This is a genomic window from Kibdelosporangium banguiense, from assembly GCF_017876405.1.
Classification (GTDB): domain Bacteria; phylum Actinomycetota; class Actinomycetes; order Mycobacteriales; family Pseudonocardiaceae; genus Kibdelosporangium; species Kibdelosporangium banguiense.
The window spans coordinates 11,650,085-11,669,152 of record NZ_JAGINW010000001.1; the positions used below are offsets into that span (position 1 = coordinate 11,650,085).

Below are 19,068 nucleotides of genomic sequence, written 5' to 3' on the forward strand. Positions count from 1 at the left end.
GTCCGAAGACGGCTCACTGAACTATCGGAACGCCGGGTACATGGGCAGCTTGAGATCCGGGCCGAACTTGCGGGTCAGCGCGTCCACCACGGATGCCGCATGCTCGGCGACCGCGTCCGCGCCGGCTCGTTTGGCCTCTTCGCACAGGTGCTGCCAGCGCGCGGCCAGGGCGACGCTGCGGCGGGGCGACGGCAGGTGGCTGTCGAGCGGGCCGTCGGGTTCGCCCGGACGGGGCAGGAACCAGAATGTGGACGCCCAGACCCAGAACAGCTGAGCGTCCAGCATGCGAGGCAGCACAACGGAATCGTCGGCCAGGTCGGGCCACATCACGCGGACCTCGGCACGCCACGCGGCGAACATCGCGTCCGTCATGCCGGCCGGCAACGCGAACGCGCACCAGCAGGAGGGGAACGGAACCCGCAGATACGCCGCGTCCAGCATGATGTTGCGGATGCAGCCACCCTCGAAATCGAGGAACCGGACGCCCCGGCTGGTGATCAAGTTGTTGTCCGGGCACAGGTCTGACGGGCTGAAGGCACGGTGCCTGCTGGTGGCCAGCAGCCAGCGGGTGCGTTCCGCGCGCTCGAACACGTGCGACGGGGTGCGCACGTTCAGCGCGTCCTCCAGCAACTGCGGCAGGCGCTCGATCGCGGCCGGACCGTTGACCGCTAACGGATCGCCCTTCACGCGGGCTGCGGACAACCGGCGCATCAACGCGTCGAAGTCAGCCTCACGGCCTGCTGTGGTGGCGTGCAGGCGACCTAGCGACCGTGCCCACGACAAAAGCGCACGCTCGGCGCCGCGAGCGTCGTCACCGAGCAGCTTGTCGGCCAGGGTCGGAGCGCGGCCAAGGTCCTCGATAACGATTACTCCGGCGGCGCCGTCGTGCGCATACAGCTCAGGACACATGCGCTCATCCGCGGTCAACGCCGTGAACAGTTGATAACTGACGGCCTCACGGACGAACGCTTCGGACGGCGTCGGCTGCTCATAACGTTTCACCACGAGGGTGCGCGGCAGTGAGAACGGCGTCGCGGCGACGCGCACACGTACGACCGTGGAGAATTTGCTGCCGCCCAGGTCCTCTGGCTCGGCAAGCTGGATTTTCGCGCCGTACCGGCGCCTGAGCACGGCCTCGGCCGCGGTCACAGCCTCATGGATGGCCGGGTTGGGGGTGTCGTCGAGATCGGGCGGGTCGGCGGCGATGTCCACACTCATCTCCTCCGACCCTACTACCGCGTCGTCGTCTCACTTCGACGCGGCCCCGACAGCAGCTACCCGCAACGATAGAGAGCCAAGCTCTCGCTTGACAGCATTCAATCTCACCCAGTGGACAGCGGACGTCCGTTGTCACGTGCGGTCCATGTCCGCCTACGCAACAACAGCACCACCGCGGCCGCCAGCACGATGCCGACCAGGTTGACCACCAGCTGCCCGATCGAGAACAGGCAGCGGTCCCACTCCCCCAGCACCGCGGCGACCGCCGCGTACCCGGCCGCCGGGATAGTCGTCACCGAGATGAACACGCCCACCAGAGCGGCCGACTTGGCCGAGGTCATCGACAGCATTCCGGCCGCTCCTGCCAACAATGCCACGATCAGGGAGAAAACGCCGACCTGGTAGACGAAATCGACGTTGTGCCCGTTGCGGACCGCGTTCACGTCCAGCAGGCCGGTCGCCTCACCGAGGTCCCCGGCCGGCTCGACCGCGGCGCCGCGCAGCGGTATCAGGTGTGTCGCCCCCGGCTCGGACTTGAGCAGGTCCAGCACCTCGCCGGTACGTTCCGGCGGCGACACCACCCCCGCAGGTGGAGCACCTGTTACGCCTGCTGAGGCTTGGGCTTGAAGTCCACGCCCGCTTCCTTGCGCTGCTCCGGGGTGATCGGCGCGGGCGCACCGGTGAGCGGGTCGTAACCGCCGCCGGACTTCGGGAACGCGATCACGTCGCGGATCGAGTCGGAACCCGACAGCAGCATGCAGATCCGGTCCCAGCCGAACGCCACACCACCGTGCGGCGGCGGGCCGTAGGAGAACGCGTCCAGCAGGAAGCCGAACTTCTCCTGGGCCTCCTCCGCGCCAATGCCCATCACGCCGAACGCGCGCTGCTGCACCTCGCGGTTGTGAATACGGATCGAGCCACCACCGAGCTCGTTGCCGTTGCACACCAGGTCGTAGGCGTAGGCCAGGGCGTTGCCCGGGTCCTCTTCGAAACGGTCGATCCACTCCGGCGTCGGCGAGGTGAACGCGTGGTGCAACGCAGTCCACTTGCCGGAACCGACGGCGACGTCGTCCGAGCCTTCGACGGCCTGGAACATCGGGAAGTCCACAACCCAGACGAACGACCAGGCGGACTCGTCGATCAGGCCGCATTTCTTGCCGATTTCCAGCCGCGCGGCACCCAGCAGTGCACGCGACGAGCCTGGGTCTCCCGCACCGAAGAAGATGCAGTCGCCGGGGTTGGCGCCGACGGCCTTGGCCAGGCCCTCGCGCTCGGCCTCGGAGATGTTCTTGGCGACCGGGCCTGCAAGCGTGCCGTCCTCCGTGACGAGCACGTAGCCCATGCCCTTGGCGCCGCGGGTCTTGGCCCACTCCTGCCAGGCGTCGAGCTGACGGCGGGGCTGGCTGGCGCCGCCCGGCATCACGACCGCGCCCACGTACGGCGCCTGGAACACACGGAACGGCGTGTCCTTGAAGAACTCGGTCAGGTCGGTGAGCTCGACGCCCAGCCGCAGGTCCGGCTTGTCCGAGCCGTAGCGGGCCATCGCCTCGGCGTAGCTGATCCGCGGGATCGGCAGCGGGATCTCGTAGCCCGCCAGCTCCCGCCACAGCGCCGACATGATCTTCTCCGACAGGGCGATCACGTCGTCCTGCTCGACGAAGCTCATCTCGATGTCGAGCTGGGTGAACTCGGGCTGGCGGTCGGCGCGGAAGTCCTCGTCGCGGTAGCAGCGGGCGATCTGGTAGTACCGCTCCATCCCGGCGACCATCAGCAGCTGCTTGAACAGCTGCGGCGACTGCGGCAACGCGTACCAGGAACCGGGCTGCAGCCGGGCCGGGACCACGAAGTCACGCGCGCCCTCAGGCGTGGATCGGGTCAGCGTCGGGGTCTCGATCTCCAGGAACTTCTCCGCGTGCAGCACCTCGCGGGCGATCCGGTTGGCCTCGCTGCGCAGCCGGATGGCCTTGGTCGGGCCGGTGCGGCGCAGGTCGAGGTAACGGTGGCGCAGCCGCGCCTCCTCGCCGACGGTCAGGTGCTCGTCCAGCGGGAACGGCAGCGGCGCGGCCTCGCTGAGCACCTCGAGCTCGGTGACCAGGACCTCGATCTGACCGGTCGGGATCTCGGCGTTCTCGTTGCCCTCGGGCCGCACAGACACCTCGCCGACGATCTTGACGCAGAACTCGCCACGCAGCTTGTGCGCGCGCTCGGCCATCTCGCCTTCACGGAACACGACCTGGGCGACACCGGAGGCGTCCCGCAGGTCGATGAAGATGACCCCACCGTGATCGCGCCTGCGGGCCACCCAGCCGCTCAGCGTGACGGTCTGCCCGGCGTGCTCGGACCGGAGAGTCCCGGCCTCGTGGGTGCGGATCACGGGTTGTGCACTCCTTGCTGACTGGTACGTCCCTCTCGGAGGAAAAGGCTAGCCAACACCCCCAGGTCATTCACGCTCGGCTACCGATTGGACGCTACAAAGACCGACTCTTGTCGGTACCTCTGGCTGTTACTGCGAAGTAGTGTTCGGTAACGGATGTGATAGCCAGGGGAGCCTGACTATGGGTGGCTGGCCGGTTGGGGACTCCAGCGCGATCGACGAGGTCGACGCGCTGGCAGGTGACGCGTTCCCGATCGCCCTGCGCGCGGCCATTCGCGCCAGCGGCCTGAGTCTCGACAGGATCCAGTACCGGCTCAGAGCCAGAGGCCTGACCATCAGCGTGACCGCGCTGAGCTACTGGCAGTCCGGTCGTCGCAGGCCGGAACGCCCCGAGTCGATGAGCGCCCTGAAACACCTCGAGGAAGTACTCGGCGTCGAGTCCGGATCCTTGACGGCCTTACTCGGCCCGCCACGCCCACGCGGACGCGCCCAACGCACGCCGACCGCACTGCCGCTCGAGGCACTGTGGGACAACCGCGAACAACTGGCTCCCCTGTTGTCGCGGATGGACCTGGCATCGGACACCTCACTGGCCAGGATCAGCCAGCACGACCGCGTCGAGATCGGCCCGGACCGCGGCGAACGCAGCATCCGGGTCCGTCAGGTGTTACGCGCCGAGCACGACGGCGCCGACCGATGGATCGCGGTGTACGACGCCGCCCAGCCAGGCGCCCCATTACCCAGGGTCATACCGCTGCAGTCATGCCAGCTCGGTCGCGTCGCCGAGGACCCCGCAGCCGGCCTGATGGTCGCCGAGTTGCTGTTCGACCGGCCGTTATCCCGCGGCGAGACCGTGATCATGGAGTACGAGGTCGCCTCAGCCGGTCCCCCATACCCGCGCACCGCCGACATGTTCTGCCGGAAGTTCCGGCTCCCGGTCCGCGACTACGTCATCGAGATGCGATTCGACCCAGCCGACCCACCCGCCTGGTGCCACCAGATCGCCAACCCCGCCGACGACCCCGACAGCACCACCCGCCGCGACCTCGTCGTCGACAACGTCGGCCGGACACATGCCGTGGTGCTCAACTTCGGACCAGGGATGTTCGGCGTCAAGTGGGGCTGGGTACCTTAGCCGCCCTGGCTGGATCGCCCACATGTCCGGCTGATCGCCCCCTGCTTTGCACACAATCCACCTGACCTGCGCAGACACCGAAACTGTCAGACCCCTGCGGTAATGTGATCAACAAGGGTTCCCCTTGCCGGAATTCATGGTGCGAATGAGGCTGCCCGCGATGGCTCGGGCAGCGTCCTGTCCGGAACTGGACAGCGGTGTTCCGGGCTGGCCCGCGGCGTTCGGCTTCAGCTGGCGGTACGTCCGGCCCGCACTGTCCGTTCGCCGGCGCTCCCCCACTACGATCGGCTTGGAATCAGGTCGGCCGCATGAGTAATCGGGGATTCGGTGAGCACTGCGTACGAGGCCACGGAGTGGGTGGCGGGTATGCCCTTCTCCGAGGGGAGATCCCTGGCTGGACGGCTCTCCAAGGTAGGCGGGACGCTCGTGCTCACCGGTGACGCGGTGATGTTCAAGCCGGTGGGCGGCCTTGGGCAGGCGCGGAGCTTTCCGCTGACTGACATCCACGAGGTCAGCGCCTACGCCGACAGACCGCCTCGGCTGCGCGTCAGTACTCGCGACGGCCGCGCGTTGGTATTGATGGTTCTTGCGAGCCGCGCGGCGTCGATGTGGTCGAAGGACACCTCGGCACGTGACGACGCGGTCGCCAAGATCAACGCGCGACTCCAGGCCGGCTGAACCAGCGCGACGGCCGGTCGGCTAGTTGGCAAGACTGTCCTGTTGGAGCAGGAGTTCGAGTTGTTCGGGGGCGACGGGTGGGGATGGTTTGGGGTCGGGTGTGCTGCCGCGGGGCATGCTGCTGCCGGTGAGGCCGTGTTTCCGGATCAGGGGTTTGACGCGGTCGGCGAGGCGGTCGCGGTAGGTGCGGTTGGCGTAGCTGCCGCGGGCGTAGATGTCGCGATAAGAGTCCAGGAGGTCGGGGCGTTCGCGGGTGAGCCAGGCGGCGAACCATTCGCGGGTGCCTGGGCGTAGGTGCAGGGGGATCATGGTGGCGCCGGTTGCGCCTGCTTCGGCGATTTTGGTCAGCAGGGCGTCGAGGTGCTCATGCGAGTCTGTCAGTTTGGGGATTACTGGGGCCACCAGTACTCCGCAGGGCAGGCCTGCGTCGGTTATTCGTTTGATCATGTCGAGGCGGGCCTGCGGGGTGGGGGTGCCTGGTTCGAGGCGCTGTTGCAGATCCTTGTCCAGCAGGGCCAGTGATACGCCGACGCCGACTGGGACGTCTTTGCTCACCTGGGTCAGCAGGGGGATGTCGCGGGTCAGGACCGTTCCTTTGGTCAGGATCGAGAACGGGGTTCCGGTTGAGGCGAGCGCTTCGATGATGCGGGGCATCAGTTTGTAGCGGCCCTCGGCGCGTTGGTATGGGTCGGTGTTCGTGCCCATTGCGACGTGTTCTCGTTGCCAGCGTGGGGAACGCAGCTGTTTGGCGACGACTTCGGGCGCGTTGATCTTCACCACTACCTGGGTGTCGAAGTCGCGGCCCGCGTCGAACTCCAGATAGGTATGACTGTTGCGGGCGAAGCAGTTGTGGCTCACCACACCGTCGGCGATGAAGTCGCCTGTGCCGGTTGTGATGTCGTACAGCGTCATCGAGTTCGCGACCAGTTCGATGCCGGTTACCGCAAGGCGTGGCTCGACGACGCCGTCCACGTCAGTGACGAGTTTGACGCCGGGAGCCAGAAATGGTTGCCCGGTAATGCCTTCCGTGACGTGTTTCCAGCCGCGCTCGGTCAGGAACCGGTGGTCGCCGCTGGCGATCAGGCGGGTGCCGTCCTCGAGTGTGACTTCGTAGGCTGGTTTCACGGTTGTCCAGTGCGCCAGCACTTTTGTGGGCACCAGCTGGCGCTGGAAGCCGAGTCTGCGGGTGCCGTAGATCTCGTCGCCGACCTGGAGATCCGCCAGCTGCACAGTTTTGCCGTCGGCCATCAGGATCTCGGTGTCGCCGGACATGCAGTACGTGCAGGCGTGCGAGCAACCGCGGTAGGGGTTGATCGTCCACTGGAACGGCATCGACGAGCCGCCTGGCACGCGGTTGAGCACCGACTTGGCGTACACCTCATGGAAGACGATGTCGGCGAACTCGGGGGTGCGCACGGTACGCACCAGCCCAGGCAGGGCCAGTTGCCCGCGATCGGCCCGTTGAGCGTCCCAGCGCATGATCCCCAGTCGAACACATGTTCGAGGCGCTGTCAAACTGTATCGGATTTGTATGTCGCCGCGGGACACTGCCGTCGGCGCCGACGACACGAAACCCCCTGCGTGTCGTCGGCCAACTCGAGCCGGGCTGACAAGATCAGGCCCATGTCGCTGCTGGACGCCATCCTCGTCCCGTTCCACACGCCGGCGGTCACGCTCGGCGGTGTGAGCACCAGCTGGGGCGAGATCGCCGGATTCGTCACCGGCGCCCTGTGTGTCTGGCTGGTGGCCAGGCAGAACGTGTGGAACTGGCCGATCGGGATCCTGAACAACCTGGCGTTCCTCGCGTTGTTCATGACCAGCGGCCTGTACGCCGACGGCTGGCTACAGGTCGTGTACATGGCGCTCGCGCTGTACGGCTGGTGGTCCTGGCTACGCGGCGGGCAGGCGCACACCGCGCTGCCGGTCAGCCGCACAACCCGCGCGCAATGGTTGGCGCTACTCGGCGTAGGCATTGCCGCGACCGCGCTACTGACGTGGATCCTGATAACGCAAACGGACTCCACGGTGCCGTTCCCTGATGCGGTGACAACGGTGTTGTCGTTGCTCGCGACATGGGGGCAGGCACGTAAGAAAGTCGAGTCGTGGTGGCTGTGGATCGCCGCCGACGTGATCTACGTTCCGCTGTACGCCTACAAGGGACTCTGGCTGACCGCCATCCTCTACGTCGGCTTCCTCGCCCTCTGTGTGCTCGGGTTGCGCAACTGGCGGGCCGACCTGCGAGCGATGGTGACGGCATGAGCAAGTTCGAGCACGCGCTGGTCCTCGGCAAGTTCTACCCGCCGCACCTCGGGCACCACCATCTGGTCAGAACCGCGGCGGCGGCCAGCAACCGGACCACGGTCGCGGTGCTGGCGTCCAGCGTGGAGTCGATCCCGTTGGCCGACCGGGTTTCCTGGATGACACGGGAACACAGCGGTGACGAGGGTGTGGTCGTGCTCGGCGACATAGACGACTACCAGACCGACTATGACGACAACGCGATCTGGGAGGCGCACGTCGGAATTTTCCGATCAGTGCTGTCGCGGCGCGCGATCCAGGAAGGCGACCCCGCAAGCGCGGCCGTCGACGCCGTGTTCACGTCCGAGGACTACGGTCAGGAACTGGCCAAACGCCTTGGCGCCCAGCATGTTCTGGTCGACCTGGACCGCACCGTGCATCCGATGTCCGGCACCGCTGTCCGCGCGGACCCGATGGGACGCTGGACGGACCTCGCACCGGCGACGCAAGCCGGACTGGCCGCACGGATTGTTGTCGTAGGAGCGGAATCAACCGGAACCACAACGCTTTCCCGTGCGCTCGCCGAACACTACCGAACGGCATGGGTTCCCGAGCACGGTCGGCTGCACACCGAAGAGAAACTCATTGCCGCACAAGCGTTCGACGAGCGAGCCGGAATCGAGGATCTCGTGTGGACGGTCGGCGACTTCGTGGACATCGCCGCGCGGCAGGCGAAGGCCGAGGATGAAGCTGCCGGAGCCGGGCCGATCCTGGTGTGCGACAACGATCCCTGGGCAGCGACTGTCTGGTGTGAACGGTACCTGGGATGCGCGTACCCACAGGTGACCGAGGCGGTCAGCGGGAGAAAACCCGCTTTGTACCTGTTGACGGACCATCAGGACGTTCCGTTCGAACAGGACGGATGGCGCGACGGGGAACACTTGCGGGAGTGGATGACCGGGTTGTTCGAGCGCAGGCTCGACGAACGGGGCGTGTCGTGGGCCCGGCTCACCGGCAGCCGCCAAAACCGCCTGGAGCAGGCGATCAATGCGGTCGAGGACATGCTCGCCAGGCATTTCCGGTACGCCGATCCGCTCGGCTGAGGCACAACGGGCAGGATGGGGCCGTGCACGACGACACCATGCCCATTCCCCGGATCAAGGCGGAGCCGGAAAAGCCCACCGGCCACGGCCACGGCCACGGCCACGGGCACGGTCATGGACACGGACCTGCCGAACCGGCCTCGAAGAAGGTCCGCAGGCTGCTGACAGCGCTGTTGCTGCCGTTCGCGTTGGCCTCGGTCGCGGGCGTGATCCTGCTGTACCCGTTCGGTGGCACGCCGTCGCCCAAGGTGGGCCAGCAGGAGCCGGTGTCCGGGGATGTCACGGCGGTGTCGCAGGGGTCGTGTGAAGACGGTGTGCAGGTCGGCTCGGCCGACGGCCCGTGCCTGCTGATCTCGGTCAAGATGAGCGACGGTGCCGCGTCGGGCAAGGAGATCACCACGCGGGCTCCGATCGAGCCCAGCTCTCCCCGATTCGCGGTCGGCGACAAGGTCGTGATGGCCTACTCGGGTGCCGACGCGACCAACGGCGACTCGTACAAGGTTGTGGACTTCCAGCGCGGAATGCCGCTCGCCGTGCTGGCCGGGTTGTTCGCGCTGGCGATCCTGGTACTCGGGCGCTATCAGGGCGTGGCCGCGCTGATCGCGCTGGGGTTGAGTTTCGTTGTCCTGCTGATGTTCGTCCTGCCCGCCATTCTCGCTGGTGAAAGCCCGTTGTTGGTGGCCGTCGCGGGTGCCGGGCTGATCATGTTCGTGGCCTTGTACCTCACGCACGGGCTGTCGGCGCGGACATCCACGGCTGTGCTCGGCACGATGATCAGCCTGGTGCTGATCGGGGGCTTGGGCGCGTTGTTCAGCGCGTTGACCAAACTGACGGGCCTCGACGAGGACACGGGTTTGCTGCTGGGCACGCTCGGGCAGAGCCTCGACACCCGTGGGCTTCTGCTGGCAGGGCTGATCATCGGCGCGCTGGGCGTACTCGACGACGTGACCGTCACGCAGGCCAGCGTGGTGTGGGAGCTGCGACGCGCGAACCCCTTGCTCAGCTGGCGTGAGCTGTACGCAGCCGGGTTGCGGATCGGCCGTGATCACGTGTCGTCAGCGGTCAACACGCTCGCCATGGCGTACGCCGGGGCCGCGCTGCCGATCCTGTTGTACTCGTACCTGTCCGACGCCGGGCTCGGCACAATCCTGGGCTCGCAGTCGATTGCCCAGGAGATTGTCCGGACCTTGGTCGGCAGCATCGGGCTGATCGCGTGCGTACCCGTGACCACGCTTGTCGCCGCGCTGGTGGCCAGCCGCGAACCGGCTATTCCAGCGACGTCACGAACTTCGTGACCGCCTCAGGCTTGAGCCTCGTCGCGAGCTTGCCGGGCGGCGCGGCCTTCGCGAGCTGGTAGAGCGGACGCCCGTCCAGGCCTGCGCCGCGTGCTTCGGCCCGCAACTGCGCGACCAGTAATTCCGAGAAGACCAGCGATCCTGTGCTCTCCGAGGACGCCAACGCGTCGGCGAGCTTGCGCAGCGCCATGATGCCCAGCTCGGCGCCGCCGGTGCCGGAGTAGGACGCCATCGCCATGTTGATACCGCGGCTGCGCGGCGTTTCGGAGACGAGCAGGCTGACCGTGCGGACGCTGCGGACGTCCATCACCATCAGCTCGATCCGCTCGGCCTTCGACAGGTCCACCGAACGCTTGCCGAACGTCCGCAGCACGATCTTCGTGCCCTCCAGCCAAAGCCGGCGACGCGCCTGCGACCAGCTGAACAGCCCCAGCGGGACCGCCACGGCACCGGCCGTGACCAAACCGGCCACCTGACCGAAGATCAGACCCACCACCCCGCCGAGCGCGGCGGCCAGAATCAGGATCGCGACGATCGCCATCCGCAGGCGTTTGGCGGCTGCGGCGCGGTCGAACAAGTCCAACGGCAGCTGCTCCATCACAGACCCCGCAACGGGCCCTGGGCGGTGGAGTCCTCGGAGCCCTCTTCCAGCCCGGCGAGGAACGGATTCGTGCCGCGTTCCCGGCCGATCGTCGTGGTCGGCCCGTGGCCGGGCAGCACAACCGTGTCGTCGGCCAGCGTGAGGATCTTGGTACGCAACGAGGAGGCCATCTGGCGAACGTCCCCGCCCGGCAAGTCGGTCCGGCCGATCGACCCCGCGAACAGCGTGTCCCCGGCGAACAACAGCCGGCCGCCTTCCTCGGTGTCACAGCGGAACGTCACCGACCCCTGGGTGTGCCCGGGCGTGTGGTCGACCGTGATCGACAGCCCTGCGAGGTCGAGCACAGCCTCGTCGGCGAGCTCACGCACCTCGCGCGGCTCCCGCATCTGAAGTTTCCCGCCGAAGAACGCGGCCGTGTCGGTACTGACGCCTTTGAGCGGATCCGACAACAGATCCCGATCGTCCGGATGGATGTAGGCCGGAATGCCGTCACCGTCGCAGATCGGCGTCACCGCGAAACAGTGGTCGAAATGCCCGTGCGTGAGTACCGCGGCGACTGGCGACAAACCGTGTTCCCGCACGGCCTTGGCCACCGCGTCCGCGGCGTCCTGACCTGGGTCGACGATCACGCAAGGGGCGCCTTTGCCTGCCGCGATCAGATAACAGTTGGCCTGCAGCGCCCCGGTGGGGAACCCGACGACAAGCACGAAATCCGCCCTCCGGGCTGAACTGGTGTGTGTTCGTAACACTAGTGGAGCGCCACCTCTACGCTGGTCTTACCTGGGCGCCAAATAGACTGCGCGCCGCGAGCAATGTGAGGGCCCAGGGAGGGTGCAGGTGCCGACGAATCAGCAACGCCGGGAGCAGGCGAAACGGAAGCTGGAGCGCCAGCTCGCCCGAAGGGCCGAGCGCGCCAAACGGCGCCGGATCGTCGCGACAGCGATCACGGTCGGTGGCGTGGTCGTGGTGGTCGGGCTGATCTACCTCCTGGTGGTGCTCAACACCGGCGAGAACACCCCTGCGGCCAACGGTGAGACGCCTGACCCGTCGACGCCCGCGACGCAGACCACGGGCGGTCCCTGCAAGTACGTCACCGGCGGAAAGCCGGCCTCCAAGCCGGTGGACGCCCCGCCGGATGTCGACCCGTCGCCGAACGCGGGCACGGTGAAGGTCAACCTCAAGACCGGCCAGGGCGATATCCCGCTGACCCTGGACCGCACCAAGGCGGCGTGCACGGTGCAGGCCATCGAGCACCTGGTGAAGGCCAAGTACTACGACGGCACGCCCTGCCACCGGATCACCGCGTCCGCCGGCCTGAAGGTCCTGCAGTGCGGTGACCCGACCGGCCAGGGCAGCGGCGGACCGGGCTTCGCCATCAACGACGAGCTGGGCAGCCTGCCCAAGCCGCCGGCCGAGGGCCAGCCGGTGCCGTACCCGCGGGGCACGCTGGCGATGGCCAACTCGGGCCCGAACACCAACGGCAGCCAGTTCTTCATGGTCTATGGCGACAGCCAGCTGCCGCCGAACTACACCGTCTTCGGCTCGATCGACGCGCCTGGCCTGGCCACGCTCGACAAGATCGCGGCCAACGGGATCACCCCGGGGCAGAACGGCCCTGAGGACGGCGCTCCGAAGACCCCGGTGAGCATCGAGACCGCCACCGTCTCCTGACCTGAGCGGCACAAGGGCCCGTCGTGAGCGTTCCGCGCTCACGACGGGCCTTTGGCACTATGGGGTTCGTGTATCGGGAGTACCGGCCGCTGTGGCTCGCGGATGTCGTCGACTGTGTGTGGACGAGTACGCGGGTAGGTACCCAGCGGGTCGTGCCCGACGGGTGCATGGACATCATCTTCAGCGGTGAGCGGCTGATCGTGGCCGGTCCGGACACCGCGGCGTTCCTCAGCGAGTCCACCGGGCCGAAGGTCGGGGTCCGGTTCCGCCCGGGGGCCGCGCCGGCTTTCCTGGACATCCCGGCGCACGTGCTCAAGAACACCCGGGCCGGGCTGGAGGATCTCTGGGCGCGGGACAAGGTCGAGCGGCTCATCGACGACCTGCACACCGATCAGCCCGGCAAAGTCCTGCTGCACGCCGTCCAGGACGCCGAGCCGGATCCGTTCGCGAGAGTCGTCGAACAGCTGGCACGCCGGTCAGGGGACGTCCGCGCGATGGCGGGCGAGCTGGGCTTCAGCGAACGCCACCTGCACCGCCGCTGCCTCACGACCTTCGGCTACGGCCCCAAGATGCTGCACCGCGTACTGCGGTTCGACCAGGCCATGGACCTCATCTACGCGGGCACGCCGTTCGCCGAGGCAGCGCACCTGACCGGGTACGCCGACCAGGCGCATCTGTCCCGGGAAGTGAAAACCCTGGCCGGTACGACGCTCAGCACCCTGGTTCAGGACGCCGACGTCACCCTGTACACGTCGTAGACGCCTTCGACGCTGCGGACTGCTTTCAGGACGTGTCCGAGGTGTTTCGGGTCGCCCATCTCGAACGAGAACCGGGAGACGGCCACCCGGTCGCGGGACGTCGTGACCGACGCGGACAGGATGTTGACCCGCTCGTCGGCCAGGACCTTGGTGACGTCGGACAGTAACCGGTGCCGGTCCAACGCCTCGACCTGGATGGCCACCAGGAACACCGACGAGGCCGAAGGCGCCCACTCGACGTCGACCAGCCGCTCCGGCTCGGCCAGCAACTCGTCCGCGTTCGTGCAGTCGGTCCGGTGCACGCTGACACCGCCGCCACGCGTGACGAATCCGAGGATGTCGTCGCCTGGCACCGGCGTGCAGCAACGGGCCAGCTTGACCCACACGTCGGACGCGCCCTTCACGACCACGCCCGCGTCGCCGGACGCCCGGCGGCGGGTGATCGTGGACGGGGTCGCCCGCTCGGCGAGCTCTTCCTCGGCGTGCTCGACGCCGCCGAGCAGGGCCACCAGGCGCTGCACGACGTGCCGCCCGGAGGTGTGCCCCTCGCCCACGGCCGCGTAGAGCGAGGTGATGTCCGGGTAGCGCAGTTCACGCGACAGCGCGGTCATCGCGTCCACCGAGACCAGGCGCTGCATCGGCAGGCCGACCCGGCGGACCTCCTTGGCGATCGCGTCCTTGCCGGCCTCGATCGCCTCCTCACGCCGTTCCTTGGCGAACCACTGCTTGATCTTGGCGCGGGCCCGCGGCGAGGCGGTGAACTGCAGCCAGTCGCGGCTGGGCCCGGCACCTTCGGCCTTCGAGGTGAAGATCTCGATGACCTCGCCGTTCTCCAGCTTGCGCTCGAGCGCGACCAGGCGGCCGTTGACCCGGGCTCCTATACAGCGATGGCCGACCTCGGTGTGCACGGCGTAGGCGAAGTCCACGGGCGTGGACCCGGCGGGCAGCGTGACCACGTCGCCCTTCGGCGTGAACACGAAGATCTCGCGGGTGGAGAACTGGTAGCGCAGGGACTCGAGGAACTCGCCCGGGTCGGCGGCCTCACGCTGCCAGTCGAGGAGCTGACGCATCCACGCCATCTCGTCGACCTCGACGCCGCCCTTGCTCTCGTGCGTGCCGCGGGTCTCCTTGTACCGCCAGTGCGCGGCGATGCCGTACTCGGCGGTGTTGTGCATCTCGTGCGTACGGATCTGGACCTCGAGCGGCTTGCCGTCCGGGCCGATCACGGTGGTGTGCAACGACTGGTACACCCCGAACCGGGGCTGGGCGATGTAGTCCTTGAACCGGCCGGGCATCGGCTGCCACATCGCGTGCACGACGCCCATCGCGGCGTAGCAGTCACGGACGTCCTCGACCATCAGCCGGACACCGACCAGGTCGTGGATGTCGTCGAAGTCCCGGCCGCGCACGATCATCTTCTGGTGGATCGAGTAATAGCGCTTCTGCCTGCCCTCGACCGCACACTTGATCTTGGCGTCGGCCAGGTGCTTGTCCAGCTCCTCGATCACCGCGTTGAGGTAGTTCTCGCGGGAGGGCGCCCGGTTGGCCACCAGCCGGACGATCTCGTTGAACTTCTTGGGCTGCAGGATCGCGAACGCGAGGTCCTCCAGCTCCCATTTCACGGTGGCCATCCCCAGCCGGTGGGCCAGCGGGGCCAGCACCTCGAGGGTCTCCTTGGCCTTACGGGCCTGCTTCTCCGGCGGCAGGAACCGCATGGTGCGCATGTTGTGCAGGCGGTCGGCCAGCTTGATGACCAGGACTCGCGGGTCCTTGGCCATCGCGATGATCATCTTGCGGATGGTCTCGGCCTCGGCGGCCGTGCCCAGCTTGACCTTGTCCAGCTTGGTCACGCCGTCGACCAGGTGCGCGACCTCGTCACCGAAGTCCGAGCGCAGCAGCTCCAGCGAATAGTCGGTGTCCTCGACCGTGTCGTGCAGCAGCGCCGCGACCAGGGTCGTGGTGTCCATGCCCAGCTCAGCGAGGATCGTGGCGACCGCGAGCGGGTGGGTGATGTAAGGGTCGCCGGACTTACGGCGCTGGTGGCGGTGCTTCTCCTCGGCGACGTCGTACGCCTGCTGCAACAGACCCAGATCGGCCTTCGGGTGCAGCTCCCGGTGCACCGCGGCCAGCGGTTCGAGGACCTGCTTGACCGGGGCGGCACGCTGGGCTGTGATGCGGCGGGCCAGTCGCGTACGGACACGACGGGTCGCTGACGGCGGCCTGGGGACAGCTGTCGCCTGCTCCCCTGCTTTCAGGCTCGCTGCGGACTCCACGTCGTGACTCACTCACACGCTCCCGCATATCCCGAACCTCGCGGGCCACGAGTGTGGTCCGCGTGCATTGAGAATAACGCGTAAGCGCTGGTGAACATCTTCGTGCGCGCTGGACGGCCAGTCTCACACGGTGAGCAGCGCGTCGATCTTACGTCCGGCAAGTCGCTGACGACCGTCGAGTGCGCCGATCTCCAGCAGCACTGTGATACCGGCCACTTCTGCCTTGGCAAGCTCGACCAGCTCACATGCTGCCGCGGCGGTGCCTCCGGTGGCCAGGACGTCGTCGACGATGGCCACGCGCTGCCCCGGCTGGATGATGTCCGCGGGGATCTCCAGCTCGGCCGAGCCGTACTCAAGTGAGTACCCGGCGCGGCCACCAACTGCGGGGAGTTTGCCGGCCTTGCGGACCGGCACCACGCCGAGACCTTTCGAGTACGCCGCGGCGGCACCGAAGAAGAAGCCACGGGCGTCCACGGCCACCACGACGTCCACGTCGTCGAGTGTGGCGGCCATGGCGTCGACGACCGTGCGGAACGCCTCAGCGTTGCCGAGCATGGGCGTGATGTCGCGAAACAGCACGCCCGGCTCTGGGAAATCAGGCACTCGCCGGATCAGGGCGAGTGCCTCGTTGACATCCATCAGTGGCGGCGCTTCCCGCTGGGACGCTTGCCTTGCGGCTGGCTCTGCTTACGGCGCTCGGCGTTGCTCCGGTTGCGCACCGGGACACCGCTCGCCGCGGTCAGTGCCTTCTCCTTGCGGACTTCCTCGTCCAGCGTCTGCTCGTCGAACGACTCCGGGTCACCGGACTCGTGCGCGGCCTTGGCAGCCAGATTGGCCCGGCGGGCGGCGACCCGCCTGGCCTGCGCCTGGAACTTCGGGTCCCGCATGGTCAGGTCCACCAGAACCGGGGTGGCCAGGCCGATCGAGGAGATGACACCGGCGAGCATGCCGGTCAGCTGGACCAGCGCGAGGTCCTGCAGGGTGCCGACACCCAGCAGGACGGCACCGACGATCAGCAGGCCGAGCACCGGCAGCAACGCGATGAGCGCGGTGTTGATCGACCGCATCAGCGTCTGGTTGACCGCCAGGTTGGCCGCCTCGCCGTAGGTCCGGCGGGTCAGGCCGAGCAGGCCCCGGGTGTTCTCCTTGACCTTGTCGAACACCACCACCGTGTCGTACAGCGAGAAGCCCAGAATCGTCAGCAGGCCGATCGCGGTGGCCGGGGTGACCTCGAAACCGACCAGCGAGTACACACCCGCGGTCACGATCACGTCGTGGAACAGCGAGACCAGCGCCGCGACGGCCATCCGTCGTTCGAAGTAGAACGCCAGGAAGATCGTCACCAGCACGAGGAACACGAGCAGGGCCCACAGTGCCTGGCTGGTGACCTCACCGCCCCACGTGCCGGACACCGCGCTGTCGCTGATCGCGCCCTGCGGCTTGAGGTCGTTGGTCAGCGCGGCCTTCAGGCGGCTGATGTCGCCCTGGCTGAGCGTCTGGGTCCGGACCTGGATGGAGGCCTGGTCGCCGATGCCGACGCTCTGCGCCGACTCCGGCTCGTGGCCGAGGGTCTTGCTGTAGACGTCGATGACCTGCTGGGGAGTGATCACCTGCGAGGTCGAACTCTTGGCATCCAGCTGGATCTTGGTGCCACCCTCGAAGTCGATTCCGAAGTTGAAGCCCTTGATCGCGATGGAGGCGATGCTGACCAGCACCAGCACCGTGAAGAAGACGTACCAGCGCTTGCGCTTGCCGATGACGTCCAGCGCGCCGTTGCCGACGTAGAGCCGGTCGAAGAACTTGGCCTTCTTCGCTGGCGTCTGGGGTGGGGTCTCGCCGGCCACCTCAGGCCTCCTTCACTGTGGGACCGGTACGGCCGGTGGCCGGTTTGTTGAGATTCGCCTTGTGGCTCGCGCGGTGCGCCGCACCAAGCCCGACGAGCGCCGGGTTGGACAGCTTCTTGGACTTCGACACAAGCGCCACCAGCGGGTGCGTCACCAGGAACACGACGATCAGGTCGAGCACCGTGGACATGCCCAGGGTGAACGCGAAGCCCTTCACCTGGCCGACTGCCAGCAGGTACAGCACCGCGGCGGACAGGAAGAGCACCGCGTCGGCCGACAGGATCGTGCGCCTGCCTCGGACCCATGCTCGTGGCACCGCCGACCGGAATGTCCGGCCTTCTCGCATCTCGTCCTTTAGTCGTTCGAAGAACACCACGAACGAGTCGGCGGTGAAACCGATGGCGACGATCAGACCCGCCACACCGGCCAGGTCGAGGCTGTAGCCGATGAACCGGCCGAACAGCACGATGATCGCGTAGACGATGGCGAACGACAGTGCCAGCGACAGGATCGTCAGAACGCCGAGCAGGCGGTAGTAGAACAGGCAGTAGATGAACACCAGCAGCAGGCCGATCGCACCGGCGATGATGCCTGCCTGCAGGGACGCGAGGCCGAGCGTCGCGGAGACGGTCTCGGCGTCCGACGACTGGAACGACAGCGGCAGCGAACCGTACTTCAGCACGTCCGCCAGCGCGGTCGCGGTGCGCTGGTTGAAGTTGCCGCTGATCTCGGTGTTGCCGCCGGGGATCGCGCCCCGGATCTCCGGGGCCGAGACGACCTCGGTGTCCAGCACGAACGCGGCGCGCTGGCCGACGTTGGCGGCGGTGAACTTGGCCCAGATGTCGGCACCCGTGCCGTTGAAGGTCAGGTTGACCACGTAGCCGGCGCCCTGGGAGTTCGGGCCGGCGTTCGCGCCGCTGATCTCCTCGCCCTTGAGGAACCGCTTGCCGAGCACGTACTTCTCGGTCTTGTCCTGGTCGCAGGTGATCAGCGGCAGGTTCGGGTCGTCGTTGCCGACCAGCGGGTCGTCGCCGTCACAGCTGTGCGCGGCCAGAGCCTGCTGCTGCAGTGCCGGGTCGGCCTGCGGGGCGTTGCCACCGTCCTCGGCACCGGCCAGCGCGGGGTTCTGACGCGCGGCACGAGCCTTCTGGATGGCCGCCGCGACCTCGGGGCTGATCGAGCCGTCGTTGTTGTTCACGGGCGGCGGCGCCGGGGCACTGGTGCTTGTGCTCGGCGGGGCGCTCGGAGTCGTGGGGGTGCTGCCGGACGGCTGCTGCCCCAGAACGGGGGCGGGGCGGCCCTGCGGCTGGTTGCTTGCGGGAGCGCCCGCGCTCGGCGGGGTGCTGCCGGACGGCGTGGACGGCTGCTGGCTACCGGACGGCGGTGGCTGGGTACCGCTCGTCGGAGGCGTGCCGGAAGCCGGGGGCTGCGGCGGGGTGTTGGGCACCGCCTGCAGGACCTTGCGGAAACCGAGGGTCGCGGTCTGGCCCAGTTCCTTGGCCTTCTCGCCGCCGTCACCCGGCACCGTGATCACGATGTTGTTACCGTCCAGGACGACCTCGGCACCGCTGATGCCCTGGCCGTTGACACGGTTCTCGATGATCTGGCGTGCCTGGTTGAGCGATTCCGGGCTCGGCGCGTTGCCGTCCAGGGTTCGCGCGGTCAGCACCACACGGGTGCCACCCTTGAGGTCGATACCCAGCTTCGGGACCGGTTTGTGGTCACCTGTGCCGAACACCAAGCCGTAGAGCACCGCGATGATGGCTACGAAGAAGGCGAGATAACGAACGGGGCGGAAGTGCCCAGCCGATGGTGCCACGTCTGTCCGTCTCTCTGTGTCGTCTAGTCAGGTGGGGAGCGGGCGGTTGGTCACACAACCA

General features: G+C 67.5%; 16 protein-coding genes and 1 pseudogene. 7 read left to right on the plus strand and 10 right to left on the minus strand.

Features of this window, described 5'->3' with window-relative positions:
* Positions 1–21: 21 nt before the first annotated feature.
* The 3 genes and pseudogenes from JOF56_RS52125 to aspS all read right to left on the minus strand — a co-directional run bounded on the left by JOF56_RS52125 (position 22) and on the right by aspS (position 3,592).
* Positions 22–1,218 carry a hypothetical protein gene (locus JOF56_RS52125; RefSeq protein ID WP_209646848.1) on the minus strand — a complete coding sequence of 399 codons (1,197 nt, stop codon included), beginning with the start codon at positions 1,216–1,218 and terminating at the stop codon, positions 22–24.
* Positions 1,219–1,322: 104 nt separating this feature from the next.
* A pseudogene (locus JOF56_RS52130) lies at positions 1,323–1,685 on the minus strand (DUF389 domain-containing protein); the annotation flags it as partial.
* A gap of 134 nt (positions 1,686–1,819) precedes the next feature.
* On the minus strand, positions 1,820–3,592 hold the full coding sequence (aspS, locus tag JOF56_RS52135; protein ID WP_209646849.1) for an aspartate--tRNA ligase: 1,773 nt from the start codon (positions 3,590–3,592) through the stop codon (positions 1,820–1,822).
* 181 nt (positions 3,593–3,773) lie between these two features.
* On the opposite strand from aspS, the gene JOF56_RS52140 reads away from it, so the two are divergent.
* Both JOF56_RS52140 and JOF56_RS52145 read left to right on the plus strand, forming a co-directional pair.
* Positions 3,774–4,727 carry a helix-turn-helix domain-containing protein gene (locus JOF56_RS52140; protein ID WP_209646850.1) on the plus strand — a complete coding sequence of 318 codons (954 nt, stop codon included), beginning with the start codon at positions 3,774–3,776 and terminating at the stop codon, positions 4,725–4,727.
* A gap of 327 nt (positions 4,728–5,054) precedes the next feature.
* Positions 5,055–5,405, plus strand: a complete 351-nt coding sequence (locus tag JOF56_RS52145) for a hypothetical protein (RefSeq protein WP_209646851.1) — start codon at positions 5,055–5,057, stop codon at positions 5,403–5,405.
* 21 nt (positions 5,406–5,426) lie between these two features.
* On the opposite strand, the gene JOF56_RS52150 is transcribed toward JOF56_RS52145, so the two are convergent.
* The gene (locus JOF56_RS52150; RefSeq protein ID WP_209646852.1) at positions 5,427–6,884 is read right to left on the minus strand and encodes an Rv2578c family radical SAM protein; all 1,458 of its coding nucleotides are present in this window, start codon (positions 6,882–6,884) and stop codon (positions 5,427–5,429) included.
* A 144-nt stretch (positions 6,885–7,028) separates the two neighbouring features.
* On the opposite strand from JOF56_RS52150, the gene pnuC reads away from it, so the two are divergent.
* The 3 genes from pnuC to JOF56_RS52165 are packed head-to-tail and all read left to right on the plus strand — an operon-like array spanning position 7,029 to position 10,041.
* Positions 7,029–7,664: a nicotinamide riboside transporter PnuC gene (gene pnuC, locus JOF56_RS52155; protein WP_209646853.1), complete on the plus strand. Its 636-nt coding sequence runs from the start codon at positions 7,029–7,031 to the stop codon at positions 7,662–7,664.
* Positions 7,661–8,746, plus strand: coding sequence for an AAA family ATPase (locus JOF56_RS52160; protein ID WP_209646854.1), 1,086 nt, complete (start codon positions 7,661–7,663; stop codon positions 8,744–8,746). Before pnuC ends, JOF56_RS52160 begins: the two co-directional genes overlap by 4 nt.
* Positions 8,747–8,769: 23 nt before the next feature.
* A complete protein-coding gene (locus tag JOF56_RS52165) occupies positions 8,770–10,041 on the plus strand; it encodes a YibE/F family protein (RefSeq protein ID WP_307855670.1) in 1,272 nt (423 codons plus the stop codon).
* Here the strand turns inward: JOF56_RS52165 and JOF56_RS52170 are convergent.
* Together JOF56_RS52170 and JOF56_RS52175 are read right to left on the minus strand one after the other, a co-directional pair.
* Complete coding sequence (locus JOF56_RS52170) at positions 10,013–10,639, minus strand: hypothetical protein (RefSeq protein WP_209646855.1); 627 nt, start codon at positions 10,637–10,639, stop codon at positions 10,013–10,015. The two genes, JOF56_RS52165 and JOF56_RS52170, sit on opposite strands and share 29 nt — an antisense overlap.
* On the minus strand, positions 10,639–11,349 hold the full coding sequence (locus tag JOF56_RS52175; RefSeq protein WP_209646856.1) for an MBL fold metallo-hydrolase: 711 nt from the start codon (positions 11,347–11,349) through the stop codon (positions 10,639–10,641). The genes JOF56_RS52170 and JOF56_RS52175 overlap by 1 nt, the downstream gene beginning before the upstream one ends.
* 130 nt (positions 11,350–11,479) lie before the next feature.
* Between JOF56_RS52175 and JOF56_RS52180 the strand changes: the two genes are divergently transcribed.
* Together JOF56_RS52180 and JOF56_RS52185 are read left to right on the plus strand one after the other, a co-directional pair.
* Positions 11,480–12,313: a peptidylprolyl isomerase gene (locus JOF56_RS52180; protein WP_209646857.1), complete on the plus strand. Its 834-nt coding sequence runs from the start codon at positions 11,480–11,482 to the stop codon at positions 12,311–12,313.
* A gap of 59 nt (positions 12,314–12,372) precedes the next feature.
* Positions 12,373–13,071 (plus strand): AraC family transcriptional regulator, encoded by a 699-nt coding sequence (locus JOF56_RS52185; RefSeq protein WP_209646858.1) that lies wholly within the window; start codon positions 12,373–12,375, stop codon positions 13,069–13,071.
* Here the strand turns inward: JOF56_RS52185 and JOF56_RS52190 are convergent.
* From JOF56_RS52190 to secD, 4 genes are all read right to left on the minus strand, one after another.
* Positions 13,038–15,356 carry a RelA/SpoT family protein gene (locus JOF56_RS52190; RefSeq protein WP_209646859.1) on the minus strand — a complete coding sequence of 773 codons (2,319 nt, stop codon included), beginning with the start codon at positions 15,354–15,356 and terminating at the stop codon, positions 13,038–13,040. The genes JOF56_RS52185 and JOF56_RS52190 overlap by 34 nt on opposite strands.
* 111 nt (positions 15,357–15,467) lie before the next feature.
* The gene (locus tag JOF56_RS52195) at positions 15,468–15,983 is read right to left on the minus strand and encodes an adenine phosphoribosyltransferase (protein ID WP_209646860.1); all 516 of its coding nucleotides are present in this window, start codon (positions 15,981–15,983) and stop codon (positions 15,468–15,470) included.
* Positions 15,983–17,188, minus strand: a complete 1,206-nt coding sequence (gene secF / locus JOF56_RS52200; protein ID WP_209646861.1) for a protein translocase subunit SecF — start codon at positions 17,186–17,188, stop codon at positions 15,983–15,985. Before secF ends, JOF56_RS52195 begins: the two co-directional genes overlap by 1 nt.
* Before the next feature lies 1 nt (position 17,189).
* On the minus strand, positions 17,190–19,007 hold the full coding sequence (gene secD, locus JOF56_RS52205) for a protein translocase subunit SecD (RefSeq protein WP_209646862.1): 1,818 nt from the start codon (positions 19,005–19,007) through the stop codon (positions 17,190–17,192).
* Positions 19,008–19,068 lie beyond the last annotated feature (61 nt).